The organism is Pseudomonas sp. W5-36 (assembly GCF_046540455.1).
GTDB lineage: Bacteria > Pseudomonadota > Gammaproteobacteria > Pseudomonadales > Pseudomonadaceae > Aquipseudomonas > Aquipseudomonas graminis_B.
Genome location: NZ_JAXCIQ010000004.1, coordinates 235,567 through 259,593 on the forward strand (window position 1 = coordinate 235,567; position 24,027 = coordinate 259,593).

Consider the following 24,027-nt stretch of genomic DNA (forward strand, 5'->3'; position numbering starts at 1 on the left):
CTCTTATGGACACCAAATTGCTCGACATTCTTGCCTGCCCGATCTGCAAGGGTCCGCTCAAGCTCAGCGCCGACAAAACCGAGCTGATCAGCAAAGGCGCCGGCCTTGCCTACCCGATCCGCGACGGCATCCCGGTGATGCTGGAGAGCGAAGCGCGCACCCTCACCACCGACGAGCGTCTGGACAAATGACCGCAGCGTTTACCGTTGTCATTCCGGCGCGCTATGGGTCGAGTCGCTTTCCCGGCAAGCCGCTGAAAACCATCGCCGGCAAGCCGATGATCCAGCACGTCTGGGAACAGGCGCGCAAAAGCAGCGCAGAGCGTGTCGTGGTTGCCACTGACGATCAGCGAATCGTCGAGGCCTGCCAGGCGTTCGGCGCCGAAGTACTGATGACACGCGACGACCACAATTCCGGGACCGATCGCCTGGCTGAAGTCGCCGCCCAGCTGGGTCTGGCCGACGACGCCATCGTGGTCAACGTTCAGGGCGATGAACCGATGATCCCGCCGGCCGTGATCGATCAGGTTGCCGACAACCTCGCCGCACACCCTGAAGCGCGCATGTCGACCCTCGCCGAGCCGATCGAGGACGTGGCATCGCTGTTCAATCCCAACGTGGTCAAGGTCTGCTCGGACCTCAACGGCCTGGCCCTTACCTTCAGCCGCGCGCCGCTGCCCTGGGCTCGCGATGCGCTGGCGAAGTCCCGCGACGTACTGCCGGAAGGCGTGCCGTACCGCCGTCACATCGGCATCTATGCCTACCGCGCCGGGTTCCTCCACGATTTCGTCAGCTGGGGTCCTTGCTGGCTGGAAAACACCGAAAACCTGGAGCAATTGCGTGCGCTCTGGCATGGCGTGCGCATCCATGTGGCCGACGCCCTTGAAGCGCCACCGGCCGGCGTCGACACCGCTGAAGACCTGGAACGCGTTCGTCGTCTGCTGGAGGTGTGATGAGCATGGGTCTGGCCGTTCTTCCACTGTTTTCGCGGATGCACCCATGACGCTGAATGTACAGCACGACGTGCCACTCAAGCCCTACAACACGTTCGGCGTGGCGGTGCGCGCCCGGCGATTTGCCGAGGCGTTCAGCGACGACGACGTGCGCGAGGCCTTGGCGTATTCGTCTGGCCACGACGTGCCGCTGATGGTCATCGGCGGCGGGAGTAACTTGCTGCTGACCCGTGATGTCGACGCCCTCGTGTTGCGCATGGCCAACCGTGGCATCCGCATCACCCATGAGGACTGCGGCGGCGCCATTGTTGAAGCGGAGGCGGGCGAGCCCTGGCATCCTTTCGTGCTGGACACCCTCGCCAAGGGGCTGGCCGGGCTGGAAAACCTCAGCCTGATCCCCGGCACCGTCGGCGCTGCACCGATGCAAAACATCGGCGCTTACGGCGTTGAGCTCAAGGATATTTTCCACAGCCTGACCGCGATGGATCGACACAGCGGCGAGCTGCGGGAATTTACCCTGGCTGACTGCGAATTCGGTTATCGAGACAGCCTGTTCAAGCGTCAGCCAAACCGTTGGCTGATCCTGCGGGTTCGCTTCAAGCTCAGCTATTCTGCGAGTCTGCATCTGGACTACGGTCCGGTGCGGCAGCGGCTGGAAGAGCAGGGCATCAAAGAACCTTCGCCGATGCACGTGAGTCGGGCGATCTGCGCCATTCGCAGCGAAAAACTGCCGGACCCCGCGACGCTGGGCAATGCGGGGAGCTTCTTCAAGAACCCGCTGGTGTCCGCTGAGCAGGTTGCCGTGATCAAACTCACGCACCCAGACGTGGTCGGCTACCCTCAGGCCGATGGCCAGGTAAAGCTGGCGGCCGGCTGGTTGATCGAGCAGGCGGGCTGGAAAGGCTTTCGTGACGGCGACGCCGGCGTCCATGCGTTGCAGTCGCTGGTGCTGGTCAACTATGGCGAAGCATCCGGCGGACAGTTGCTCGGCCTCGCGCAGCGGATTCAGGCGGACATTCTGGAGCGCTTCGGTGTTGCGCTGGAAATGGAACCCAACCTTTATTGACCGGCTGCGTCGTCTTCCGGTCTGAGCGCCACTTCGCCTGTACTCAGTGAGGGTTGAGCATGAGTGAAACCCTGTGTGCCATCGTGCTGGCAGCGGGTCTCGGCAGCCGCTACCGAGCGGTTGCCGGTCAGCACCGCAACAAGCTGCTGGCGCAATGCCTCGGGCGTGACGGCACGGAGCGTTCGGTGCTGGAGCAGGTGCTGGTCAACGTCAGCGCCCTTGCCGATAAAACCGTCCTGCTGACCCGAGCCGATTACTGCAGTGTGGCCGAGTCGGGCCTGCGCCATGGCTATGAAGTGGTGGTGCTGGATTCCCCCGGCATGGGCGACAGCATCGCCGCTGCCGTTTCCGCCGAGCCCGCCCATCGCGGCTGGCTGATTGCCTTGGGCGACATGCCCTTCATTCATGCTGACACACTCGAACGCGTGGCCCGCTCGGTGGAAGACGACGCCATCAGCGTGCCGGTCCATGCCGGACAGTATGGGCATCCCGTCGCCTTTGGTCGTGCGTTCGGGCCAGCGCTCATGGCACTGGCCGGGGAGAAGGGCGCCAAGCGGCTTTTCCAGGGTGCGCGCATCAAGGAAATCGAGGTCGACGACCCGGGTGTGTTATGGGATGTGGACGTGCCTGCGGCGTTGACCTTTCAACCGCGGTGATCTCAACCCGGCCGAACCGCCCTCCATGCCGCGGTCCTGACCGTCAAGCACAAAAAAGCCCCACCTGCTCACACAGGTGGGGCTTTTTGGTCACGGCCGATTAAACGAGCGGTTTAGGCTCATCCGAGGCTTGCGCCTCTTTCTGCTGACGCTCGGCTTCCAGACGACGGCGGCGCACTTCACGAGGATCGTTCGGTGCACGGCCATTGCTGGCAACCGGCAGCGCAGGCGCCTCTTCAGCGACAGGTTCTGCAACCGGCGCCTGAGGAGGTTCGACCGCCACTGGCGCGGCGACGATCTCCGGTGCCGCGGTCTTAGCAGCTGCTTCGACGGCTGGCGCAATGACCGGTTCAGCGACCACTGGCTGCTGAGCAACGGGCTCGACGGCTTTCGGTGCTTCGATTGCCGGCGCCTTGGCGTGCTCTGGCTCTGCGGCCTGAGCCGGTTCAGTAATCTGAACAAGCTCAGGTGCCTTGGCAAGCTCGGCAGCCTGAACAGGCTCAGCCGCTTTGACAGGCTCAACGACGTGAACCGGCTCAGCGACGGCTACCTCAACCGCCTCATGCTCCAGCGCAGGAGTTGGCATAAACGCAGGGGCTTCCACAACCGCTGGCGCTTCAACAGCGACCGGGATCTCGGCACTGGCTGGCGCGTCGGTCGACTCGGCTTCAGCGGCTGCTTTCACCTGACGCTCGAACGGGCTCAACGAGGCGTCGAAGGTTGCCACTTCCACTTCCGGCATCACCGAACGCTTGGCTTCAGGCGCAGGGTTTTCGACAACCGGCGCTTCAGGCGCTGCTTCGGAGGCCTGAGCGACAGGTGCCGCTTCAGTTGCGCTGGCTTCAACGGGCGTGTTCGCACGTTCAGCCTGGCGGTGGGCATCGGCTTCGGCAGTGGCGCTGATGACGCGCTCCGCTACAGCAGCAACGCTTGCACTGGCGGCAACGTTGCCACGGTCAGCGTTCGCGTGCACTTCGTCACGGGATTCATGACCCGGCTCGTTGCCTTCCCCGTGGAGTGCTTCAGAACCTTCCGAACCCTCAACGCCTTCGCTGCCTTCGATTTCATTACCGTTGGCATCACGTTGACGCTCGCGACGGTTGCTGCGACGACGCTGACCGCGTGAACGACGACGAGGGCGATCGCCTTCGGCGTGCTCCTGGTTGTCATCCTGTTGCTCTTCGGTGGTCAGCAGGGTTTCGTCTTCCGCAGCCACTGCAACCTGCTCGGTCCGTGGTTGACGCTCTTCACGGGGTGCACGCGGCTGACGCTCTTCACGCGGGGCGCGCTCAGGGCGTTCTTCGCGGGGCAGGTTGACAGCCGGTGCGGCGTCGATCGGCTCACGCAGTTCACGCACACGCTCTTCACGCGGCTTGCGGTCTTCACGCCCGGCACGTGGCTGACGCTCTTCGCGAGGAGCACGTGCTGCACGCTCTTCGCGCGGTGCAGTGGTTTCGTCACGGGCTTCACGCGGCTCGCGCGCTGCTCGCTCTTCACGAGGCGCGCGCTCCTCACGTGGGGCACGTTCTTCACGAGGTGCGCGTTCTTCGCGATCGGCACGCGGCGCACGTTCTTCACGCGGCTTGCGTTCTTCGTCACGACGGCCGTTACGGCTGCGGCTCTGCTGACGGCCGTTACGGCGCTCGTCGTTGCGCGCAGGGCGCTCGGCAGCCGGTTTTTCGACCACGGCGGCAGGCGCAGGAGCAGGCTCTTCCTTGGAAGCGAACAGGCTGACCAGCGATTTCACCAGACCCTTGAACAGGCTTGGCTCATGGGCGACCGGTGCAGGCGCAGCGGCAACCGGCGCAGCGGCTTCAACCGGAACCGGTGCGTTGGCGCGGGCCGGTGCGGTTTTGACTGCGGCTTCCTGGCGAACCAGGGTGCGGGTAGCGGCGGCAGGCGGTGCAACTTCTTCCACTTCAGCAGCAGCGGCAGCGATTTCATAGCTGGTCTGCAGGCTATGCGCTTCCGGACTGTCATCACGCAGACGCTGCACTTCGAAGTGCGGAGTTTCGAGATGATCGTTCGGCAGAATGATGATGCGCGCGCGGGTACGCAGTTCGATTTTGGTGATCGAGTTGCGCTTTTCGTTGAGCAGGAACGCAGCGACCGGGATCGGCACTTGAGCGCGCACTTCGGCAGTGCGGTCCTTCAGCGCTTCTTCTTCGATCAGGCGCAGGATGGCCAGCGACAGCGATTCAACGTCACGGATGATGCCGGTACCGTTGCAGCGCGGGCAGACAATGCCGCTGCTCTCGCCCAGGGAGGGGCGCAGACGCTGACGGGACATTTCCAGCAGGCCGAAGCGCGAGATGCGACCGACCTGAACGCGGGCACGATCGGCCTCCAGGCTTTCACGGACCTTTTCTTCCACGGCGCGCTGGTTCTTGGCCGGGGTCATGTCGATGAAGTCGATGACGATCAGGCCGCCGATGTCACGCAGACGCAGTTGACGGGCGATTTCCTCAGCCGCTTCAAGGTTGGTCTGCAGGGCGGTCTCTTCGATGTCGCTGCCTTTGGTGGCGCGCGCCGAGTTGATGTCGATGGACACCAGGGCTTCGGTTGGATCGATGACGATGGACCCACCGGAAGGCAGTTCGACGACGCGCTGGAAGGCGGTTTCGATCTGGCTTTCGATCTGGAAACGGTTGAACAGCGGAACGCTGTCTTCGTAGAGCTTGATCTTGCTGGCGTACTGCGGCATCACCTGACGGATGAACGTCAGCGCTTCTTCCTGGGCTTCGACGCTGTCGATCAGCACTTCGCCGATATCCTGGCGCAGATAGTCGCGGATGGCGCGGATGATGACGTTGCTTTCCTGATAGATCAGGAACGGCGCGGAGCGGTCGAGGGAAGCCTCTTTGATCGCGGTCCACAGCTGCAGCAGGTAATCGAGGTCCCACTGCATTTCTTCGCTGCTGCGGCCAAGGCCGGCAGTACGAACGATCAGACCCATGTCGGCAGGGGCGATCAGGCCGTTCAGCGCTTCACGCAGTTCGTTGCGCTCTTCGCCTTCGATACGACGGGAAATGCCGCCGGCGCGCGGGTTGTTCGGCATCAGGACCAGGTAACGGCCTGCGAGGCTGATGAACGTGGTCAGGGCTGCGCCCTTGTTGCCACGTTCTTCTTTCTCGACCTGAACGATGACTTCCTGGCCTTCGCTCAGGACGTCCTTGATGTTGACGCGGCCTTCAGGCGACTTCTTGAAGTATTCGCGGGAGATTTCTTTCAGCGGCAGAAAGCCGTGACGCTCGGAGCCGAAGTCGACAAACGCGGCTTCAAGGCTGGGTTCGATACGCGTGATCCGGCCTTTATAGATGTTGGCCTTCTTCTGTTCGCGGGCCCCGGATTCGATGTCCAGGTCGTAGAGGCGCTGGCCGTCTACCAGCGCAACACGCAACTCTTCGGGTTGAGTTGCGTTAATCAGCATTCTTTTCATGTAGTACCGTCGGTTTCCGGGCTGCCGGAAACGGCGTTCGGCACACACGACTTCTCACGGTCGGTGTCAGGGCACGTCAGGAGTGCTTGAACACTCCAGTGTCTAACGAGGTTCGGCCAGCGGGGCCGAGTCGCGACGACGTTCCTGCTTGCTGTGGTGACAAATGACACCCTGTCAGCAAAAGCTTTGTCAGGAGGAGGAATCAACCATCGGTAGCGGACGATATGAAGCGTCTTGAATAAAGCCTTGTGCTACACAGTCCGACGGTTGTGCGTCTCCACCCCACACGTATCCCTGATAATTCGGGTGCTGCCGCGCGCTGAATCCGCAGCGGGTTGCATTTATCGCAAGCTTCCATGGGAAGTTCGCGCGTCATGGCTCAAATAAGGCGTGGTTTCCGAAGCATTCGCCCGGTGCGACTGCCAGCGACTGCACTTTGTGAACTGGCCTTGAACGTGGGCCTCGATGGCGAGTGACTCACTCTGCGATCGGGCTTGTTTCAGGCCTCATGTCACCTGCGCTCGTTACGCTTGCATATCTTCCGTTGTCACCGAAAGCCCCGTAGGACGGCCTCGCGCCCTCGTGAATTGCGTTGGGCAGGGCCGGCTGTCATACCGTTTGTCCGCTGTCCAGGCCGCTTTTGGCGGCGTTCGCGACTATAGCAGCAATCATTAAGTGCTTCAAATCCATAAAAAATTGTTATGATTTGCGCCATGACAAATCTCACCCCCCCAACCCCCGGCGTCCGGCTGGTAGAGGTTGCGCCGGAATTTGCCGGTCAACGCATCGATAACTTTCTGATCACGTACCTCAAGGGCGTTCCCAAGACCTTGATTTACCGCATTTTGCGCAAAGGCGAAGTGCGTGTGAACAAGGGGCGGATCAAGCCCGAGTACAAGCTTCAGGCAGGCGATGTCGTGCGCGTGCCACCCGTTCGCGTGCCTGAGCGCGACGAGCCTGTGCCGGTTGCCCAGGGTCTGCTGCAGCGCCTCGAGGCCGCCATTGTCCACGAAGACAAAGGCCTGATCGTCCTCAACAAGCCTGCTGGCATCGCGGTTCACGGCGGCAGCGGCTTGAGTTTTGGCGTCATCGAAGCCTTCCGTCAGTTGCGGCCCGATGCGAAGGAGCTGGAGCTGGTCCACCGCCTGGACCGTGACACCTCCGGGCTGCTTATGATCGCCAAGAAGCGCAGCACGTTGCGTCACCTCCATGAGCAGTTGCGCGGCGATGGCGTGGACAAGCGCTACATGGCGCTGGTCCGCGGAAACTGGCCGACCGCCCAGAAGCAGGTCCGTGCGCCGTTGCTCAAGAGCAACCTTCGCTCTGGCGAGCGCATGGTCGAGGTCAATGATGAAGGCAAGGAGGCGCTGACCCTGTTCAAGGTGCTGCGTCGCTTCGGAGACTTCGCCACCATGGTCGAAGCCCGGCCCATCACTGGCCGTACCCACCAGATTCGCGTTCACGCTTTGCATGCAGGCCACTGTATTGCCGGTGACCCCAAATACGGTGACGAGGATTTCAGTCGCGAAATCCGTGACCTCGGCGGCAAGCGCCTGTTTCTGCATGCGTATGCCCTGACGGTGCCGCTGCCCGATGGCGGCGAGCTGAAGCTCGAAGCGCCCGTCGACGAGATGTGGGCCAAGACCGTGGAGCGACTGCTGCTTGCGCCCTGATTACGAACTGCTGATCTTCGACTGGGACGGCACGCTGTCCGATTCCGTCGGTCGTATCGTCGATTCGATGCAGGCCGCCGCGCGCCTTGCCGGTCGTCCGGTGCGTGATGATGACGCAATCAAGGGCATCATCGGACTGGGTTTGCCGGAGGCGATACGCACGCTGTACCCGGACATCACCGACAGCGACCTGATCGTTTTCCGCCAGCACTACGCTGACGGTTACATGGCCATGGACGTTGAGCCTTCGAAGCTGTTCGACGGGGTGCGTGAGTCGCTGGAGGTGTTTCGTGCCGAGGGCTATCGCCTGGCGGTCGCCACCGGCAAGGCCCGGCGTGGTCTGGATCGGGTCCTCAAGGCCCACGGCTGGCTCGACTTCTTCGACGCCACTCGCGCAGCGGACGAAACGGCCAGCAAGCCCGATCCGCTGATGCTCAATGAAATCCTGCAGCATTGCGGCGTCAGGCCCGAAAGGGCGCTGATGGTTGGCGATGCTTCGTTCGATCTGCTCATGGCGCGCAACGCCGGGATGGATTCGGTGGCGGTCGGGTACGGCGCGCAAGCGCTTGGCTCGCTGCTTCAATACCGGCCGCGTCTGGCGATCGAACACTTTTCCGAATTGCGCACCTGGTTGGGTGCGCGGACTGCTGAAACTTCGTTGTTGGGGTAACTGATCTATGTCGGACGAATGGAAATCTCCGTCTTCGCCAGAGCGCGACGACGCAGGGGATGCAAAGAGCTGGAAACTGCTGGAAAAGACCCTGCTCGCCAGCGTGCAGGAGCAGCGTCGGTCGCGGCGCTGGGGGATCTTCTTCAAATCCCTGACCTTTCTTTATCTGTTCGGCGCGCTGGCGTTGTTCTCGCCGCTGATGGATGTCGGCAAGGGCGCTTCACGCAGCACCAGCCACACCGCGCTGATCGAAGTGAAGGGCATGATCGCCGACACCGAGGCCGCCAGTGCCGACAATATCGTTGGCAGCCTGCGGGCCGCGTTCGAAGACGAAAAAACCAAGGGCGTGATTCTGCGCATCAACAGCCCGGGCGGCAGTCCGGTGCAGTCCGGCTACATCTACGATGAAATCCGCCGTCTGCGTGCGCAGAAGCCGAACATCAAGGTATATGCGGTGATCACTGATCTTGGCGCGTCTGGTGCGTATTACATCGCCAGCGCCGCCGACCAGATCTACGCGGACAAGGCCAGTCTGGTGGGCTCTATCGGTGTCACGGCGGCCGGTTTCGGTTTTGTCGGCACGATGGAGAAGCTGGGTGTTGACCGTCGTACCTACACCTCGGGCGAGCACAAGGCCTTCCTTGACCCGTTCCAGCCGCCGAAGCCTGACGAGACCGCTTTCTGGCAGGGTGTCTTGGACACCACCCACAACCAGTTCATCGCCAGCGTAAAAGCGGGCCGCGGTGATCGCCTGAAAGATAAGGACCATCCGGAGCTGTTCTCGGGCCTGGTCTGGACCGGTGAGCAGGCAGTCGGCCTGGGGCTGGTCGATGGTCTTGGCAGTGCCAGCTATGTGGCGCGCGACATCATTGGCGAGAAAGAGATGGTCGATTACACGGTTAAAGAGTCGCCGTTCGATCGCTTCTCGAAAAAGATGGGCGCCAGCGTCGCTGAGCAGATCGCGATGTGGGCAGGCTTCAAAGGGCCGTCCCTGCGCTGATCGCTACAGTGTTGATGTGATGAAGAGCCCGGCCATTGGTCGGGCTTTTCGCATCTATTTTTTATCGAGGTCAGGGCAGCTCGATGCCTTCGTTCATCAGCATGTCCACCAGGCGTATTAAAGGAAGGCCTATCAGACTGGTCGCATCCGGGCCTTCGGTGCTGCGGAACAGGCTGACGCCCAGTCCCTCGGCCTTAAAGCTGCCTGCGCAATCGTATGGCTGCTCGGCGTGGAGGTAGCGGCTGATGCGAGCGTCGTCGAGCTGGCGCATGTGCACGGTGAAAGGCACGCAATCAACCTGGCACTCACCCGTACGGCTGTTGAAGAGCGCAAGGCCGGTGAGGAAGCTGACGCTGTTGCCGCTGCTCGCCTTCAGCTGTGCCAGCGCGCGGTCGAACGTGTGCGGCTTGCCGAGGATCTGCTCGCCAAGCACGGCCACCTGGTCTGAACCGATAATCAGGTGGTCGGGGAATTGCTCAGCGAGTGCCATGGCTTTCTCGCGTGCCAGGCGAATCACGAGGTCGATTGCCGGCTCGTCTGGCCGACGGTTTTCATCGATGTCGGGCGACGCGCAGACGAATGGCAACCGCAGGCGATTCAGCAATTCGCGGCGGTAGGGCGAGCTGGAAGCAAGGAGTAGAGGCAGCATGGGTGTCTCCGTAACATGAAAGTCGAGTGTAATCAGCGGCTCAGGTTGCGAACAGGCCTGAATTTCCTTTGACAGTCGCAAGGGTCGTCCCTAGAATGCTGCGCCTATGTTGAATGACCCGATTCCACCTCACGTTGACCCGCGCAAATTAGCTGATCGTGGCACTACTCTTCAGGGAGAGATGCTGCTGGCTGATTTGGAGAGACTCTGCGACCCGCTTGCTGACAATCTCGGTACGGTGCAGGCGAAATTCGTTTTTGAGCGAGACGAGCAGCGCGCTGTGGTTATCCACAGTGCAATTGACGTCGAAGTCAAAATGGTTTGCCAGCGTTGTCTTGAGCTGGTCACCTTTCCAATCCACAGCGAATGCAGTTATGCGGTGGTGAAGGAGGGTGCAAACACCCAGTCGTTGCCGAAAGGCTATGACGTGCTGGAACTCGGCGAAGATCCCATGGATCTGCTGGCTTTGATCGAGGATGAGCTTCTGCTCGCCTTGCCCATTGTTCCAACTCATGATCCGAAAGAATGCCAGCCGCCGGCGGACCTCAACGAGTCCGAGCCGAGCGAGGACGAGGTAACGCGGTCCAACCCGTTCAGTGTATTGGCGCAGTTAAAGCGTGACCCAAACGTTTAGGAGTTAATCAATTATGGCTGTTCAGCAGAACAAAAAATCCCGCTCTGCCCGTGACATGCGTCGTTCCCACGACGCTCTCGAGGCTAGCACTCTGTCTGTAGAAAAAACCACCGGTGAAGTTCACCTGCGTCACCACGTATCGCCAGAAGGCGTATACCGTGGCCGTAAAGTGATCGACAAGGGCGCTGACGAGTAATTTCTTGTCTGCTCCGGTCATCGCGATCGACGCAATGGGCGGGGACTTCGGTCCCCGCAGCATTGTTCAGGCCTGCGTCGCCTGCCTGCTTGCTACCCCCTCGCTACACCTGACCCTTGTTGGTCAATCCTCCCTTCTCGAAGACCTCATCGCACGCCACTCCGGTGTCGATCGCTCGCGCCTGCACGTTGTGCACGCCGGTGAAGTCATCACCATGGACGAGCGTCCGTCCCAGGCCTTGCGGGGCAAACCTGATTCGTCGATGCGTGTCGCGTTGGGGCTTCTCGCCGAGGGCAAGGCCCATGCCTGTGTCAGTGCAGGCAATACCGGTGCCTTGATGGCGCTGTCCCGATTCGTGTTGAAAACCTTGCCGGGCATCGACCGCCCGGCCATGGTGGCAGCGATGCCGACCAGGGGCGGTTATTGCCAGCTGCTGGATCTGGGTGCGAACGTTGATTGCACCGCCGAGCATCTCTATCAGTTTGCCGTGATGGGTTCGGTGGCGGCCGAGGCGCTGGGCGTGGTGCGACCCAAAGTCGCACTGCTGAACGTCGGCACCGAAGACATCAAGGGCAATCAGCAGGTCAAGCTGGCTGCCGGTCTGTTGCAGGCTGCGCCGGGGCTGAACTACATCGGTTTTGTCGAAGGCGATGGCCTGTATCGGGGTGAAGCGGATGTCGTGGTCTGTGACGGCTTCGTGGGCAATGTGCTGCTGAAATCCAGCGAAGGCCTGGCGCTGATGATTGGCGAGCGCATCGAGGGGCTGTTTCGTCGCAACGTGCTGTCGCGGCTGGTGGGGTTGATGGCAAGGCCTGTGCTCGGCCAGCTCAAGGCCGACCTGGCCCCGGCGCGTCACAACGGTGCCAGTTTTCTCGGGCTGCAGGGCATTGTGGTGAAAAGCCACGGTTCGGCCGATGCCCAGGGTTTCCAGAGCGCAATACAGCGGGCACTGATCGAGATTCAGGAAAACCTGCCCCAGCGCTTGCGCGGTCGTCTTGAGGATCTGCTTTAGGGCTTCAGTGCGAGTCTTGGGCTAGAATGTGACGCCTGTGACCGTGTGGTCATCCAACTGTCCACCGCAGCACATTGAATTACCTCGCGTTCGGCCCGCCGGACGCTCATTTTGACGAGAATAATCAGGGGCTTGTTAATGTCTGCTTCCGTCGCATTTGTCTTTCCGGGCCAGGGCTCGCAGTCCCTCGGCATGCTGGCCGAGCTGGGCGCGCAGCATCCGCTGGTGCTGGAGACGTTCAAAGAAGCTTCCGCTGCTCTGGGCTACGACCTCTGGGCGCTGACCCAGCAGGGCCCGGAAGAGAGCCTCAACCAGACCGATAAAACCCAGCCTGCCATCCTCACCGCATCGATTGCCTTGTGGCGTCTGTGGCTGGCGGAAGGCGGCGTGCGCCCTGCGTATGTCGCCGGGCACAGTCTGGGTGAGTACAGCGCACTGGTCGCAGCCGGTAGCCTGACCCTTGCCGATGCGGTGAAGCTGGTCGAGCGCCGGGGTCAGTTGATGCAGGAAGCCGTGCCTGCGGGGCAGGGCGGCATGGCGGCCATTCTCGGCCTGGACGATGCGGTGGTCATTGCTGCCTGTGCCGAAGCGGCTCAGGGAGACGTGGTCAGCGCGGTGAATTTCAATTCGCCCGGACAAGTCGTGATTGCCGGCGCCAAGGCCGCCGTGGAGCGCGCCATCGAAATCTGCAAGGCCAAGGGTGCCAAGCGCGCCTTGCCGTTGCCGGTGAGCGTGCCTTCGCACTGCGAGCTGATGCGCCCGGCGGCGGAACGCTTCGCCGAGTCGATCGCTGCCATTGACTGGCAGGTGCCTCAGATCCCGCTGGTGCAGAATGTCACCGCGAGTGTCGTGTCCGACCTCGGTACGCTGAAAGCCGATCTGCTGCAGCAGCTCTACAAGCCAGTGCGCTGGGTCGAATCGATCCAGACGCTGGCCGCCCAGGGCTCCCTGCAACTGGTCGAGTGCGGCCCGGGCAAGGTTCTCGCCGGATTGAACAAGCGTTGCGCCGATGGCGTGGCCACCCACAACCTCAATACCCCAGACGCCTTCGCCGCCGCTCGTGCGGCGCTGGCCTGATTAGGAGACGCCTGCATGAGTCAGGGTAAAGTTGCACTTGTCACCGGCGCGAGCCGTGGCATTGGCCGGGCGATCGCCCTTGAACTGGGTCGTAACGGCGCTATCGTCGTGGGCACGGCGACTTCCGAGTCCGGTGCCGAGAAAATCACCGCTTATTTCAAGGAAAGCGGCATCGAAGGCTTCGGTCTGGCGCTGGACGTGGGCAGCGACGAATCCGTTGCAGCCGCGCTCGCCCAGATCACCGAGCGCGTTGGCGCGCCGTTGATCCTGGTCAATAACGCCGGTATCACCCGTGACAACCTGATGATGCGCATGAAGGATGACGAGTGGCACGACGTCATCAACACCAACCTGAGCAGTCTGTTCCGCCTGTCCAAGGGCGTCCTGCGCGGGATGACCAAGGCGCGTTGGGGCCGGATCATCAGCATTGGCTCGGTGGTGGGTGCCATGGGCAACGCAGGTCAAGTAAACTACGCAGCCGCCAAGGCGGGTCTGGAAGGCTTCAGTCGTGCCCTGGCACGTGAAGTAGGGTCGCGTGCAGTGACGGTCAACTCGGTGACGCCGGGTTTCATCGATACCGACATGACCCGCGAGCTGCCAGAAGCGCAACGTGATTCCCTGACGGCCCAGATTCCTCTGGGCCGACTGGGGCAGGCAGAAGAGATCGCGCATGTTGTCGCTTTTCTTGCCTCGGAAGGTGCAGGCTACGTGACCGGGGCTACAATCCCCGTTAACGGCGGCATGTACATGTGACCGGTCGTATCGAAAAAATGTCATACGGGCTGTCTAAAATCCGTTATAAAGCTGAAATCTTTTAAGGGGCAGAAGGCTGTCGGGCGTAGCGGGAATTGCGTTTAGCTTGAAATGCGCAAAACCTCTTCTATACACTTACCCATCGGCCAGCTGCCTGAATTTGTCCACTAGGAGTTAAAACACGGTATGAGCACCATCGAAGAGCGCGTCAAGAAAATCGTTGCCGAACAACTTGGCGTCAAGGAAGAGGAAGTCACCAACAGTGCTTCCTTCGTTGAAGACCTGGGTGCCGACTCCCTTGATACCGTTGAGCTGGTAATGGCTCTGGAAGAGGAATTCGAGACCGAAATCCCTGACGAAGAAGCCGAGAAGATCACCACTGTTCAAGCGGCTATCGATTACGTTACTGCCCACCAGGCGTAAGATTTTGTAATCGTAGTTTGCTGTCCTGGAGAAACCGCACTGCCCCTGGCGTGCGGTTTTTTCTTTGAATAGGGCAGCGTTTCATCAATAGAAGAAAGGAGAGTCCTGTGTCGCGTAGACGCGTCGTGGTCACCGGTATGGGTATGCTGACGCCTTTGGGCACGGATGTGCCGAGCACCTGGCAAGGCATTCTGGCTGGCCAGAGTGGCATTGGGCCTATCGAACACACGGACCTGTCCCAATACACCACCCGCTTTGGCGGTTCGGTCAAGGGATTCAATGTCGAGGAATACCTGTCGGCCAAAGAGGCCCGCAGACTCGATCTGTTCATTCAGTACGGGCTGGCTGCCAGCTTTCAGGCCGTGCGCAACTCCGGTATCAAGATCGACGACACCAATCGCGAGCGCGTCGGCGTGGCGATGGGATCAGGCATCGGGGGCCTCACCAACATCGAGAACACCAGCCGGCTGATGCATGAGCAGGGGCCGGGCAAGATCTCCCCGTTCTTCGTACCGGGGTCGATCATCAACATGATTTCCGGGTTCCTGTCGATCCACCTCGGCGCACAGGGCCCCAACTACGCCATCGCCACCGCCTGCACCACGAGCACGCACTGCATCGGCATGGCCGCGCGCAACATCGCGTACGACGAAGCCGATGTGATGATCGCCGGCGGCGCTGAAATGGCGGCCTGCGGCCTGGGCATGGGCGGCTTCGGCGCCTCGCGCGCGCTGTCTACCCGCAACGATGAGCCGGCGCGCGCCAGCCGTCCCTGGGACAAGGGCCGCGACGGCTTCGTGCTGTCCAACGGTGCTGGCGCCATGGTCCTCGAAGAGCTCGAGCACGCCAAAGCGCGTGGCGCGACCATCTACGCCGAGCTGATCGGCTTTGGCATGAGCGGCGATGCGTTTCATATGACCTCGCCGCCGGATGACGGCGCCGGTGCCGCGCGCTGCATCACCAACGCGCTGCGCGATGCCAAGATTCGTCCCGAGGACGTGCAATACATCAACGCCCATGGCACCTCCACGCCTGCGGGCGATCTGGCCGAAGTCAGCGCCATCAAGAAGGTATTCGGCGAGCACGCCTACAAGCTGGCTGTCAGTTCGACCAAGTCGATGACAGGCCACCTGTTGGGCGCCGCCGGGGCCATCGAAGCGATTTTCAGTGTGCTGGCGATCAAGGATCAGGTCGCGCCACCGACGATCAACCTCGACGAGCCTGATGAAGGCTGCGACCTGGACTTCGTTCCCCACGAACCGCGGAAAATGCCGATCGACGTGGTGATCTCCAACTCCTTCGGTTTCGGTGGCACAAACGGCTCGCTGGTCTTCCGCCGGTACGCCGAATGACCGTGAGCTGGATCGATGGCCTTTCAGCTGACTCCCTGGCCGTCAAGGACCGGGGGTTGGCGTACGGCGATGGTCTCTTCGAGACTGTCCTTGTAAAGGCCGGACAGCCATTGCTCTTCCAGCGTCATTTGCAGCGTCTGGCACTGGGTGCTCAGCGCCTGGCGTTGAACCTCGATCTGGCATTGGTCGAGGAGGAGTGCTGCCGCTTCGCCGCTCAATTGGGTGAAGGCGTGATGAAACTCATCGTCACCCGTGGCGACGGCGTACGTGGCTATGCACCCGCTGCGGACGCACAGCCGAGACGCATCCTCCAGGCAAGTGCGCTGCCGGTGTATCCCGAGGCCCATGCAGAGCAGGGCGTCAAACTGTTCGCCTGTCAGACCCGTCTCGCCGAACAGCCGCTGCTGGCCGGGCTCAAGCACCTCAATCGCCTTGAGCAAGTGCTGGCCCGTGGGGAATGGCAAGGTGCCGAGTACGCCGAAGGGCTGATGCGGGACGTGTCGGGGCGGATCGTCGAGGCGGTCTACAGCAATCTGTTTATGGTCAAGGGCGGGGTGTTGCTGACGCCGGACCTGCGCCGCTGTGGCGTGGCTGGTGTGATGCGGGCCGAGATTCTGGCGCTGGCGGAGCGCGAGAACATGCCGGCCCGCGAGCTGGAGCTGCAAATGTCCGACCTGCAAAAGGCCGATGAGGTGTTTGTCTGCAACAGCGTGTACGGCATCTGGCCGGTGCGCGGCGTCGAGCATCTGAACTGGCCGGTTGGGCCGCTGACCCGTAAACTCCAACACCTTGTTCGCGGGCTTCTGGATATCTGATTCGTGATCCGAAAATTACTCGTCTTGCTGGAAACAGGTGTGGTTCTGGCAGGGCTATTGCTGGGACTGGCTTATTGGGAGCAGAGCAGCGCGCTGCGGCAGCCCCTCAATCTGACCCAGGAAAAACTGCTGGATGTGCCGTCGGGTTCTTCGCCCACCGGCGTGCTGAATCGGCTGCAGGCCGACGGCGTCATCAAGGATGCATTCTGGCTGCGGCTGTACTGGCGCTTCAATCTGCAAGGGCAGTCGCTGCACAGTGGCGAATACCGTATGGCGCCAGGCATGAACGCCGAGTCACTGCTCGATCTCTGGCAAAAAGGCGAAGTGGTTCAGTACAGCGTCACCCTGGTGGAGGGCTGGACTTTCCGTCAGGTGCGCGCGGCGCTGGCTAAACAGGTCAAGCTGGAGCAAACGGCGAGCGATCTCAGCGACCCGGAGCTTATGGCGAAGCTGGGGCATCCGGACGTCTTTCCCGAAGGCCGGTTTTTCCCGGACACCTATCGCTACGTGCGCGGCATGACTGACGTCGAGTTGCTGAAACAAGCCTACAGCCGCCTGGATGAAGTGCTTCAGGAGGAATGGGAGAAGCGTGCTGCCGATGTGCCGTACTCCGATCCTTACCAGGCTCTGATCATGGCGTCGCTGGTGGAAAAGGAAACCGGTGTGCCCCAGGAACGCGGCCAGATTGCCGGTGTGTTCGTGCGTCGCTTGCAGCAGGGCATGTTGCTGCAGACCGATCCGACCGTCATTTATGGCCTCGGCGACCGGTACAACGGCAAGATCACCCGGGCGTTGCTGAAGGAGCCTACGCCGTATAACACCTATGTCATCTCCGGCTTGCCGCCAACGCCGATCTCCATGGTCGGGCGTGAGGCGATCCGTGCGGCGATGCACCCGGTGGCCGGCAACAGCCTGTACTTCGTGGCGAGAGGGGACGGCAGTCACGTATTCTCCGCCGATCTGGATGCGCACAACGCGGCGGTGAAGGCGTTCCAGCTCAAGCGTCGCGCGGACTACCGCTCCAGCCCGGCGCCTGTCGCTGCACCGGCGCTGCCCGTGGACGCCGTCGATAAGCCCGCGTCCGAGCAGCAGCCCACAGATCCGAAACCTGGTGATGTGCAGCCAACAGAATCCAAAGCGGCAGAACCCAGGGACGCAGAGCCGGGCGCGAGCGAGCAACCGCCGAAGCCGCAGGCTGACGCTGAGGCTCCGTCGACACCGGCCAGTGACCCCGGCCAATGACAACCGCGAGCACACTCGCCATGAATCTCACCAAGGACTGCCCGTGACCGGTTTGTTTATTACCCTGGAAGGCCCCGAAGGCGCGGGCAAAAGCACCAACCGCGAGTACCTGGCCGAGCGCCTGCGCAGTGAAGGCATTGATGTCGTCCTGACCCGCGAGCCCGGCGGTACGCCATTGGCCGAGCGCATTCGCGAGCTGCTGTTGACGCCCGGCGACGAGCAGATGTTTGTGGATACCGAGCTGCTGCTGATGTTCGCCGCCCGCGCGCAACACCTCGCTGGCCTGATTCGCCCGGCGCTGGCGCGGGGTGCCGTGGTGCTTTGCGACCGATTTACCGATGCCACGTACGCGTATCAGGGGGGCGGCCGAGGCCTGCCCATCGAGCGCATCGCCGTGCTGGAAGATTTTGTCCAGGGCGCGCTGCGTCCGGATCTGACCCTGGTGTTCGATCTGCCCATCGAGATAGGCCTGGCCCGCGCATCCGCCCGTGGTCAGCTGGACCGTTTCGAGCAGGAGGGCCGAGCGTTCTTCGATGCCGTGCGCAGCACCTACCTGTCGCGCGCCGCCGCGGCCCCCGAGCGTTATCGCCTGGTGGACGCGGCGCTGCCGCTGACCGAAGTCCAGTCGTCCCTTGATGGGCTGGTTCCCGAACTGATTGCTCTGCTGGCGGCTCGCCGGCATGGCTGAGGCTTATCCCTGGCAGCACGGCCTTTGGCAGCAACTGGCAGGCCGCAAGCAACATGCTCACGCCTACCTGCTCCACGGCCCGGCAGGCATCGGCAAGCGGGCGCTGGCCGAGCGTTTGATGTACCTGCTGTTGTGCCAGCACCCGACAGGCCTTGAGGCGTGCGGCCAATGCAAATCCTGCTCGCTGCTGGTGGCCGGCAGTCACCCCGATCATTACGTGCTGGAGCCTGAAGAAGCCGACAAGGCGATCAAGGTCGATCAGGTGCGCGACCTGGTCAGCTTCGTGGTGCAGACCGCGCAGATGGGCGGGCGCAAGGTGGTGCTGATCGAGCCGGTCGAGGCGATGAACATCAACGCCGCCAACGCTCTGCTGAAAAGTCTGGAAGAGCCTTCGGGCAACACCATTCTGTTGCTGGTCAGCCATCAGCCGAGCCGGCTGCTGCCCACGGTCAAGAGCCGTTGCGTGCAACAGGCGTGTCCGCTGCCCAGCGACGCCATGAGCATCGCCTGGCTGGCCGATGCACTGCCAGATTGCGACGAGCAGGAGCGTGTCGATCTGCTGACCCTCGCAGCAGGTTCGCCGTTGGTCGCGGTCAAGCTGCACGGCCAGGGCGTTCATGAGCAACGGGCGCTGGTGGTGGAAGGCGTTAAAAAGCTGCTCAAGGGCCAGCAGTCGCCGACCCAGCTGGCCGAAGGCTGGAAAGACATACCGCTGTTGTTGCTGTTTGACTGGTTCTGCGACTGGTCGAGCCTGATCCTGCGCTATCAACTGACCCAGGACGAAGAGGGCCTGGGCCTGACCGACATGCGCAAGGTTGTGCAGTATCTGGCGCAGAAATCGTCCCAGCGCAATGTGCTGGCGATTCAGGACTGGGTGCTGCTGCAGCGCCAGAAGGTCATGTCAAAAGCGAACCTGAACCGGGTTTTGTTGCTCGAAGCGTTATTGGTGCAGTGGGCAGGCCTGACCGGACAAGGTTAGACTGGCCCTCTGCATGGCATCATGCATTGCCTGAGGAAACGAGATGAGCGTGCCACCGAGTCCAGGTCCGCGTAACGGCATTCTGTCCCTGACCATCAAGGACAAGTCCGTCCTGTACGCCGCATACATGCCATTTATCAAGAACGGCGGCCTGTTCATTCCCACCAGCAAAAGCTACAAGCTGGGCGATGAAGTGTTCATGTTGCTCAACCTGATGGACGAGCCTGAAAAGATTCCGGTCGCGGGCAAGGTCACCTGGATCACGCCGAAGGGCGCTCAGGGCAACCGCGCCGCAGGCGTTGGGGTGCAGTTCAACGACGGCGACAACACCGCGCGCAACATGATTGAAAACTACCTGGCCGGAGCCCTGAAATCCGACCGTCCTACCCATACGATGTAAGTTGCCCCTGCCGCCATGCTTGTAGATTCCCATTGCCACCTCGACCGCCTCGACCTCAGTGCCCATGACGGCTCCCTCGACAACGCGCTGCATGCGGCGAGAGAGCGGGGCGTCGGGCACTTTCTGTGCATCGGCGTCAGCGCCGAGAATGCCGGTGCCGTGAAAGCGCTGGCCGACCGCTACGACGACGTCGACTGCTCGGTCGGCATCCATCCACTGGACCTCAAGCCCGGCGAAGCGCCTGCGCTGGAGTGGCTGCTCGGCGAGCTGAATCATCCGCGCGTCGTGGCCATCGGCGAAACCGGTCTGGATTATCACTACGAACCCGAGGCTGCCGAGTTGCAACAGGCCTCGTTCCGGCTTCATTTGCAGGCGGCCAACGTGACCGGCAAGCCGGTGATCGTCCACACCCGCGGCGCGCGGGCCGACACGCTGGCACTGCTGCGCGAGGCCGCGTTGCCTCAAGCCGGCGTGTTGCATTGCTTCACCGAAGACTGGGACATGGCCAAAGCCGCGCTGGATCTGGGGTTCTATATCTCGCTGTCCGGTATCGTCACCTTCCGCAACGCCGACGCGCTGCGCGACGTCGCCAGTAAAGTGCCCGCCGATCGGCTGCTGGTCGAGACCGACTCGCCGTACCTGGCGCCGATCCCGTATCGGGGCAAGCCCAACCTGCCGCAATACGTGCGTGAAGTGGCCGAGTTCCTGGCGATGCTACGTGGCGAGACGTACGAGCGTTTCGCCGAGCAGACCAGCGAAAACTTCAAGCGGCTGTTCCCGCTGGCGCGCGTTAAAAGCTGATCCCCCCGTGTGCAGCGCCGCTTGCCAGGCCCCGAGCGCTGCGCAAATCGCGGGCAAAAAAAACCCGGGTTCTGGGGGGTGAATCCGGGTTAAGACCATTAGGAGTAAAACAAAGACACGCTATCCATTGGTGTCCTTGCCAACGCTGGCACTTGGGGGAGATGCTGCGTTGGCGAATATAAGTATTGGCTATAATCCGCAGGCGTCCAGCCGACCGCTGTACGATTTTTAAACAGTTTTGGAATACCTGACGCGCTGCTGATACCGCAATCCCACTGATGTCCCGAGTTTCTGACCACTCAGGCCGTCCCGCAAAAAAAGAGACTGGTGGGCCACTTTGCGTTTCGTTTTAGCGTACTGGCGGCTAAATCCGTCAGAAAACGGATACAGGTCGGATGATCCGTGCATTCTGCTGCGGGATAGGCATAATGTGCCGCTTCCGATTCCCGAATCCACAGTCCCCTCCTATGCAGAAAGAACCTCGTAAAGTCCGTGAGTTTCGCCGCCGTGAGCAGGAGATCCTCGACACCGCGCTCAAGCTTTTCCTCGAACAGGGCGAAGACAGCGTCACCGTCGAGATGATCGCGGACGCCGTGGGTATCGGCAAAGGCACCATCTACAAGCATTTCAAATCCAAGGCCGAGATTTATCTGCGCCTGATGCTCGACTACGAGCGGGATTTGAACGAGCTGCTGCATTCGGCGGATGTCGACAAGGACAAAGAAGCGCTGTCCCGCGCCTACTTTGAATTCCGTATGCGCGACCCCCAGCGCTATCGCCTGTTCGACCGGCTCGAAGAGAAGGTCGTCAAGGGCAATCAGGTGCCGGAGCTGGTCGAGGAGCTGCACAAGATCCGCGCCTCGAACTTTGAACACCTGACCTTGCTGATCAAGGGCCGGATTTCCGAAGGCAAGCTCGAAGACGTCCCTCCGTACTTCCATTACTGTGCCGCCTGGGCGCTGGTGCACGGCGCGGTGGCGCTGTACCACTCGCCGTTCTGGAGCAATGTCCTTGAAGATCAGGAAGGTTTCTTCCAGTTCCTGATGGACATCGGTGTGCGCATGGGCAACAAACGCAAGCGGGATCTCGATCATGGGCACGAGACCAAACCCGACGCTCAGCCCGACCCCGCTGCTGGGTAAAGCGAAGCCACGTAAACCCGATTCCGCGAGCTAAGCCTTCTCCAGCTCCGACATGGCGCAAAAGCTGCATTAACCGGCCATTCGCCGGTTTTCCGTCGCCGGACTTTGGAGATAAACATGCGTAGCCTGGTTTTACTGCTGGCTCTACTGGCGTTGAGTGGCTGCATGCACGTCAGCGATCTGGCACAAGGCGCTCACGATGAACTCAGTGACGCCGGGCTGCTGGATCACAGTTCGACCCGCCGGTTGAACAACTTTCGCGTGCAACCTGACTCGTTCATCTATATCGCCCAAGGCGCCTTTGCTCCCCCGGGCAGCGCCTACCCGCGTCCCAATGTCGTGGCTGAAGAAGCCTTCAACGGTTTTATCGAATACTTCCCGATGGTCCGCCGCGCCCGCGCCCCGGAAGGTCTGGATGACGCGATGACCGAGGCTCGGGCTGCCGGCGCGCATTATCTGCTGTACACCCGTTTTGCCAAGGCTGATGACCGCATCGGCACGTTTGACGAGTGGTCGGATCAGGAAGCAGTGGACCGTCTTGGCATCGACAACGGCGTCATACAGCTGATGCTGATCGAAACCAACACCCGCTACCTTATCGATTCGGCCCGCATTCACCTCCGTGGTGGCCTGCTGACTTTGTACGACACCAAGCCCGAGGATTTGCTAGGACCCCCGATGGAAGCTTACGCTCGGGGTTTGCTGGGCGTCGAAGCCCGCTGAGGAGTGGCGTATGAGTGGGCAGGACAAAGCCAACGATCTGTTGGCACAGATTGCCAAGAGCGGCAAGGGTTTGCCGCCTGTGCACTTGTGGAACCCGGATTTCTGCGGTGACATCGACATGCGCATCGCCCGTGATGGCACCTGGTTCTATCTGGGCACGCCCATTGGTCGCAAGCCGATGGTTCGGCTGTTTTCCACCATCATTCGCCGTGACGGCGACGATTATTTCCTGATTACCCCAGTCGAGAAGGTTGGCATCAAGGTCGACGACGCGCCTTTTGTGGCGGTGCTGCTGGACGTTGAAGGCAGTGGGGAGTCGCAGTTGTTGCGGTTCACCACCAATGTCGAAGACGTGGCAGAGGCGGGGGCTGAACATCCGCTGCGTATCGACCTCGATCCGCAGACCCAGGAGCCGGCGCCCTATATCCATGTGCGCAACAACCTCGAAGCGCTGATCCACCGTAATGTCTTCTATCAGCTGGTTGACCTGGCTGTCGTGCGGGAAATCGACGGCCAGCGCTGGCTGGGGGTGTGGAGCGGTGGCGAATATTTCCCCATCGGTCTCGAGCCCTGATCGGTCCCTGTCAAACTGGCTATCCGCTTGCCCCCAATTGCCTGACTACCACAGGGCAGTTAAAGTGCCGCCCCCCGATTTTTCCTGAGGTTTTTCCATGAGTCAGTCCTTTGATATCGCCGTGATCGGCGCCACCGGTACTGTCGGCGAAACCATCGTCCAGATTCTCGAAGAGCGCGACTTCCCGGTTGGCGATTTGCACCTGCTCGCCAGCGCCGAATCGGCCGGCAGCTCGGTGCCGTACCGTGGCAAGAACGTCCGCGTGCGTGAAGTCGACGCCTTTGATTTCAGCAAGGCGAAGATCGCGTTCTTTGCAGCAGGCGCCACGGTCACCCGCAGCTATGCCGAGCGCGCCACCGCCGCCGGGTGTGTGGTGATCGACCTGTCCGCCGGATTGTCCGTGGAGCAGGCACCCAATGTAGTGCCCGAGGTCAATGGCCCCCGCCTGGCTGATCTGGCCAAGCCGCAGCAGGTGGCATGCCCGAGTTCCAGCGCAGCCGCCCTCGCGCTGGTGCTGACGCCGTTGCGCGCACTGCTGAACCTCGAACGGATCACCGTGACGGCGTGCCTGGCGGTGTCGAGCATGGGCCGAGAAGGGGTCACTGAACTGGCTCGGCAGACCGCCGAGCTGCTCAATGTTCGCCCGCTGGAGCCGAAGGTGTTTGACCGGCAGATGGCGTTCAACGTGCTGGCCCAAGTGGGCAAGCCTGACGCCGAGGGTCATGTGCCATTGGAAAAACGTTTGGTCAGCGAGTTGCGCGAGTTGCTCTCGCTGCCTTTAATCAAGGTCGGCGTGAGTTGCATCCAGGTGCCGGTCTTCTTCGGCGACAGCCTGAGCGTGTCGGTGCAGACCCGCGAACCGGTCGACATCAAGGCGGTCCACGCCGCGCTCGAAACGGCCGAGGGCATCGAGCTGGTTGAGCCCGGTGATTACCCGACGCCGGTGGGCGACGCCGTAGGACAGGATGCTGTTTATGTAGGACGTTTACGCGGGGGCGTCGACGACGGTTGTGAGCTGAATTTCTGGGTCACGCTGGACAATGTGCGCAAGGGCGCAGCGTTGAACGCTGTGCAGGTGGCTGAGTTGTTGATAAAAGATGTTGCGTAAAAG

Annotated in this window: 26 protein-coding genes; 24 read left to right on the top strand and 2 right to left on the bottom strand. The window is 61.6% G+C overall.

What is annotated here, in order from left to right; translation table 11 throughout:
- Positions 1-5: 5 nt before the first annotated feature.
- The 4 genes from SLW74_RS09430 to SLW74_RS09445 are packed head-to-tail and all read left to right on the top strand — an operon-like array spanning position 6 to position 2,674.
- Entirely contained in the window at positions 6-191 is a 186-nt protein-coding gene (locus tag SLW74_RS09430) for a Trm112 family protein (protein ID WP_003174668.1), read from the top strand.
- Complete coding sequence (gene kdsB / locus SLW74_RS09435) at positions 188-952, top strand: 3-deoxy-manno-octulosonate cytidylyltransferase (protein WP_192133670.1); 765 nt, start codon at positions 188-190, stop codon at positions 950-952. The genes SLW74_RS09430 and kdsB overlap by 4 nt, the downstream gene beginning before the upstream one ends.
- A gap of 46 nt (positions 953-998) precedes the next feature.
- A complete protein-coding gene (gene murB / locus SLW74_RS09440; protein WP_410928701.1) occupies positions 999-2,018 on the top strand; it encodes a UDP-N-acetylmuramate dehydrogenase in 1,020 nt (339 codons plus the stop codon).
- Positions 2,019-2,077: 59 nt separating this feature from the next.
- Positions 2,078-2,674 carry a nucleotidyltransferase family protein gene (locus tag SLW74_RS09445; RefSeq protein WP_410928702.1) on the top strand — a complete coding sequence of 199 codons (597 nt, stop codon included), beginning with the start codon at positions 2,078-2,080 and terminating at the stop codon, positions 2,672-2,674.
- A gap of 100 nt (positions 2,675-2,774) precedes the next feature.
- Here SLW74_RS09445 and rne read toward each other — a convergent pair whose 3' ends face one another.
- Positions 2,775-6,113 carry a ribonuclease E gene (gene rne / locus SLW74_RS09450; RefSeq protein WP_410928703.1) on the bottom strand — a complete coding sequence of 1,113 codons (3,339 nt, stop codon included), beginning with the start codon at positions 6,111-6,113 and terminating at the stop codon, positions 2,775-2,777.
- Between the two features lie 713 nt (positions 6,114-6,826).
- Here rne and rluC point away from each other — a divergent pair.
- Genes rluC through sppA form a run of 3 tightly spaced genes read left to right on the top strand, consistent with a single transcriptional unit; the run spans position 6,827 to position 9,456 of the window.
- Positions 6,827-7,786, top strand: a complete 960-nt coding sequence (gene rluC, locus SLW74_RS09455; protein WP_410928704.1) for a 23S rRNA pseudouridine(955/2504/2580) synthase RluC — start codon at positions 6,827-6,829, stop codon at positions 7,784-7,786.
- Complete coding sequence (locus tag SLW74_RS09460) at positions 7,776-8,456, top strand: HAD-IIIA family hydrolase (RefSeq protein WP_065993119.1); 681 nt, start codon at positions 7,776-7,778, stop codon at positions 8,454-8,456. Before rluC ends, SLW74_RS09460 begins: the two co-directional genes overlap by 11 nt.
- A 7-nt stretch (positions 8,457-8,463) precedes the next feature.
- Positions 8,464-9,456 carry a signal peptide peptidase SppA gene (gene sppA / locus SLW74_RS09465; protein ID WP_410928705.1) on the top strand — a complete coding sequence of 331 codons (993 nt, stop codon included), beginning with the start codon at positions 8,464-8,466 and terminating at the stop codon, positions 9,454-9,456.
- A gap of 70 nt (positions 9,457-9,526) precedes the next feature.
- On the opposite strand, the gene SLW74_RS09470 is transcribed toward sppA, so the two are convergent.
- On the bottom strand, positions 9,527-10,105 hold the full coding sequence (locus SLW74_RS09470; RefSeq protein WP_065993121.1) for a Maf family protein: 579 nt from the start codon (positions 10,103-10,105) through the stop codon (positions 9,527-9,529).
- 106 nt (positions 10,106-10,211) lie between these two features.
- Here SLW74_RS09470 and SLW74_RS09475 point away from each other — a divergent pair, with 106 nt between their 5' ends.
- The 17 genes from SLW74_RS09475 to SLW74_RS09555 all read left to right on the top strand — a co-directional run bounded on the left by SLW74_RS09475 (position 10,212) and on the right by SLW74_RS09555 (position 24,024).
- Positions 10,212-10,739 carry a YceD family protein gene (locus SLW74_RS09475; protein ID WP_065993122.1) on the top strand — a complete coding sequence of 176 codons (528 nt, stop codon included), beginning with the start codon at positions 10,212-10,214 and terminating at the stop codon, positions 10,737-10,739.
- A 13-nt stretch (positions 10,740-10,752) separates the two neighbouring features.
- A complete protein-coding gene (gene rpmF / locus SLW74_RS09480) occupies positions 10,753-10,935 on the top strand; it encodes a 50S ribosomal protein L32 (protein WP_003179396.1) in 183 nt (60 codons plus the stop codon).
- Positions 10,936-10,939: 4 nt separating this feature from the next.
- A complete protein-coding gene (plsX, locus tag SLW74_RS09485) occupies positions 10,940-11,947 on the top strand; it encodes a phosphate acyltransferase PlsX (RefSeq protein ID WP_410928706.1) in 1,008 nt (335 codons plus the stop codon).
- A 138-nt stretch (positions 11,948-12,085) separates the two neighbouring features.
- On the top strand, positions 12,086-13,024 hold the full coding sequence (fabD, locus tag SLW74_RS09490) for an ACP S-malonyltransferase (protein ID WP_410928707.1): 939 nt from the start codon (positions 12,086-12,088) through the stop codon (positions 13,022-13,024).
- A 15-nt stretch (positions 13,025-13,039) separates the two neighbouring features.
- Positions 13,040-13,777: a 3-oxoacyl-ACP reductase FabG gene (gene fabG / locus SLW74_RS09495; protein ID WP_065993130.1), complete on the top strand. Its 738-nt coding sequence runs from the start codon at positions 13,040-13,042 to the stop codon at positions 13,775-13,777.
- A gap of 186 nt (positions 13,778-13,963) precedes the next feature.
- Positions 13,964-14,200: an acyl carrier protein gene (gene acpP / locus SLW74_RS09500; protein ID WP_016973676.1), complete on the top strand. Its 237-nt coding sequence runs from the start codon at positions 13,964-13,966 to the stop codon at positions 14,198-14,200.
- A gap of 107 nt (positions 14,201-14,307) precedes the next feature.
- Positions 14,308-15,552 carry a beta-ketoacyl-ACP synthase II gene (fabF, locus tag SLW74_RS09505; RefSeq protein ID WP_065993132.1) on the top strand — a complete coding sequence of 415 codons (1,245 nt, stop codon included), beginning with the start codon at positions 14,308-14,310 and terminating at the stop codon, positions 15,550-15,552.
- The gene (gene pabC, locus SLW74_RS09510; RefSeq protein WP_410928708.1) at positions 15,549-16,367 is read left to right on the top strand and encodes an aminodeoxychorismate lyase; all 819 of its coding nucleotides are present in this window, start codon (positions 15,549-15,551) and stop codon (positions 16,365-16,367) included. The genes fabF and pabC overlap by 4 nt, the downstream gene beginning before the upstream one ends.
- Before the next feature lie 3 nt (positions 16,368-16,370).
- Positions 16,371-17,609 (top strand): endolytic transglycosylase MltG, encoded by a 1,239-nt coding sequence (mltG, locus tag SLW74_RS09515; protein WP_410928709.1) that lies wholly within the window; start codon positions 16,371-16,373, stop codon positions 17,607-17,609.
- 43 nt (positions 17,610-17,652) lie between these two features.
- Entirely contained in the window at positions 17,653-18,297 is a 645-nt protein-coding gene (gene tmk / locus SLW74_RS09520) for a dTMP kinase (RefSeq protein WP_192136068.1), read from the top strand.
- A complete protein-coding gene (locus SLW74_RS09525; RefSeq protein ID WP_410928710.1) occupies positions 18,290-19,276 on the top strand; it encodes a DNA polymerase III subunit delta' in 987 nt (328 codons plus the stop codon). The genes tmk and SLW74_RS09525 overlap by 8 nt, the downstream gene beginning before the upstream one ends.
- Positions 19,277-19,319: 43 nt before the next feature.
- Positions 19,320-19,676 carry a PilZ domain-containing protein gene (locus SLW74_RS09530; protein WP_065986393.1) on the top strand — a complete coding sequence of 119 codons (357 nt, stop codon included), beginning with the start codon at positions 19,320-19,322 and terminating at the stop codon, positions 19,674-19,676.
- A 15-nt stretch (positions 19,677-19,691) separates the two neighbouring features.
- Positions 19,692-20,477 (top strand): TatD family hydrolase, encoded by a 786-nt coding sequence (locus tag SLW74_RS09535; protein WP_192136070.1) that lies wholly within the window; start codon positions 19,692-19,694, stop codon positions 20,475-20,477.
- A 467-nt stretch (positions 20,478-20,944) separates the two neighbouring features.
- Positions 20,945-21,619 (top strand): TetR/AcrR family transcriptional regulator, encoded by a 675-nt coding sequence (locus SLW74_RS09540; RefSeq protein WP_410928711.1) that lies wholly within the window; start codon positions 20,945-20,947, stop codon positions 21,617-21,619.
- Positions 21,620-21,736: 117 nt separating this feature from the next.
- Positions 21,737-22,342 (top strand): DUF4823 domain-containing protein, encoded by a 606-nt coding sequence (locus tag SLW74_RS09545; RefSeq protein ID WP_065986396.1) that lies wholly within the window; start codon positions 21,737-21,739, stop codon positions 22,340-22,342.
- A 10-nt stretch (positions 22,343-22,352) separates the two neighbouring features.
- Positions 22,353-22,916 (top strand): DUF1285 domain-containing protein, encoded by a 564-nt coding sequence (locus SLW74_RS09550; protein ID WP_410928712.1) that lies wholly within the window; start codon positions 22,353-22,355, stop codon positions 22,914-22,916.
- Positions 22,917-23,013: 97 nt separating this feature from the next.
- Complete coding sequence (locus SLW74_RS09555; RefSeq protein WP_410928713.1) at positions 23,014-24,024, top strand: aspartate-semialdehyde dehydrogenase; 1,011 nt, start codon at positions 23,014-23,016, stop codon at positions 24,022-24,024.
- Positions 24,025-24,027: the final 3 nt, after the last annotated feature.

Coding starts and splice junctions, on each gene's coding strand:
- SLW74_RS09430 (WP_003174668.1), top strand. CDS start 6: ATGGACACCAAATTGCTCGACATTCTTGCCTGCCCGATCTGCAAGGGT.
- kdsB (WP_192133670.1), top strand. CDS start 188: ATGACCGCAGCGTTTACCGTTGTCATTCCGGCGCGCTATGGGTCGAGT.
- murB (WP_410928701.1), top strand. CDS start 999: ATGACGCTGAATGTACAGCACGACGTGCCACTCAAGCCCTACAACACG.
- SLW74_RS09445 (WP_410928702.1), top strand. CDS start 2,078: ATGAGTGAAACCCTGTGTGCCATCGTGCTGGCAGCGGGTCTCGGCAGC.
- rne (WP_410928703.1), bottom strand. CDS start 6,113: ATGAAAAGAATGCTGATTAACGCAACTCAACCCGAAGAGTTGCGTGTT.
- rluC (WP_410928704.1), top strand. CDS start 6,827: ATGACAAATCTCACCCCCCCAACCCCCGGCGTCCGGCTGGTAGAGGTT.
- sppA (WP_410928705.1), top strand. CDS start 8,464: ATGTCGGACGAATGGAAATCTCCGTCTTCGCCAGAGCGCGACGACGCA.
- SLW74_RS09470 (WP_065993121.1), bottom strand. CDS start 10,105: ATGCTGCCTCTACTCCTTGCTTCCAGCTCGCCCTACCGCCGCGAATTG.
- SLW74_RS09475 (WP_065993122.1), top strand. CDS start 10,212: ATGTTGAATGACCCGATTCCACCTCACGTTGACCCGCGCAAATTAGCT.
- rpmF (WP_003179396.1), top strand. CDS start 10,753: ATGGCTGTTCAGCAGAACAAAAAATCCCGCTCTGCCCGTGACATGCGT.
- fabD (WP_410928707.1), top strand. CDS start 12,086: ATGTCTGCTTCCGTCGCATTTGTCTTTCCGGGCCAGGGCTCGCAGTCC.
- fabG (WP_065993130.1), top strand. CDS start 13,040: ATGAGTCAGGGTAAAGTTGCACTTGTCACCGGCGCGAGCCGTGGCATT.
- acpP (WP_016973676.1), top strand. CDS start 13,964: ATGAGCACCATCGAAGAGCGCGTCAAGAAAATCGTTGCCGAACAACTT.
- pabC (WP_410928708.1), top strand. CDS start 15,549: ATGACCGTGAGCTGGATCGATGGCCTTTCAGCTGACTCCCTGGCCGTC.
- SLW74_RS09525 (WP_410928710.1), top strand. CDS start 18,290: ATGGCTGAGGCTTATCCCTGGCAGCACGGCCTTTGGCAGCAACTGGCA.
- SLW74_RS09530 (WP_065986393.1), top strand. CDS start 19,320: ATGAGCGTGCCACCGAGTCCAGGTCCGCGTAACGGCATTCTGTCCCTG.
- SLW74_RS09535 (WP_192136070.1), top strand. CDS start 19,692: ATGCTTGTAGATTCCCATTGCCACCTCGACCGCCTCGACCTCAGTGCC.
- SLW74_RS09540 (WP_410928711.1), top strand. CDS start 20,945: ATGCAGAAAGAACCTCGTAAAGTCCGTGAGTTTCGCCGCCGTGAGCAG.
- SLW74_RS09545 (WP_065986396.1), top strand. CDS start 21,737: ATGCGTAGCCTGGTTTTACTGCTGGCTCTACTGGCGTTGAGTGGCTGC.
- SLW74_RS09550 (WP_410928712.1), top strand. CDS start 22,353: ATGAGTGGGCAGGACAAAGCCAACGATCTGTTGGCACAGATTGCCAAG.
- SLW74_RS09555 (WP_410928713.1), top strand. CDS start 23,014: ATGAGTCAGTCCTTTGATATCGCCGTGATCGGCGCCACCGGTACTGTC.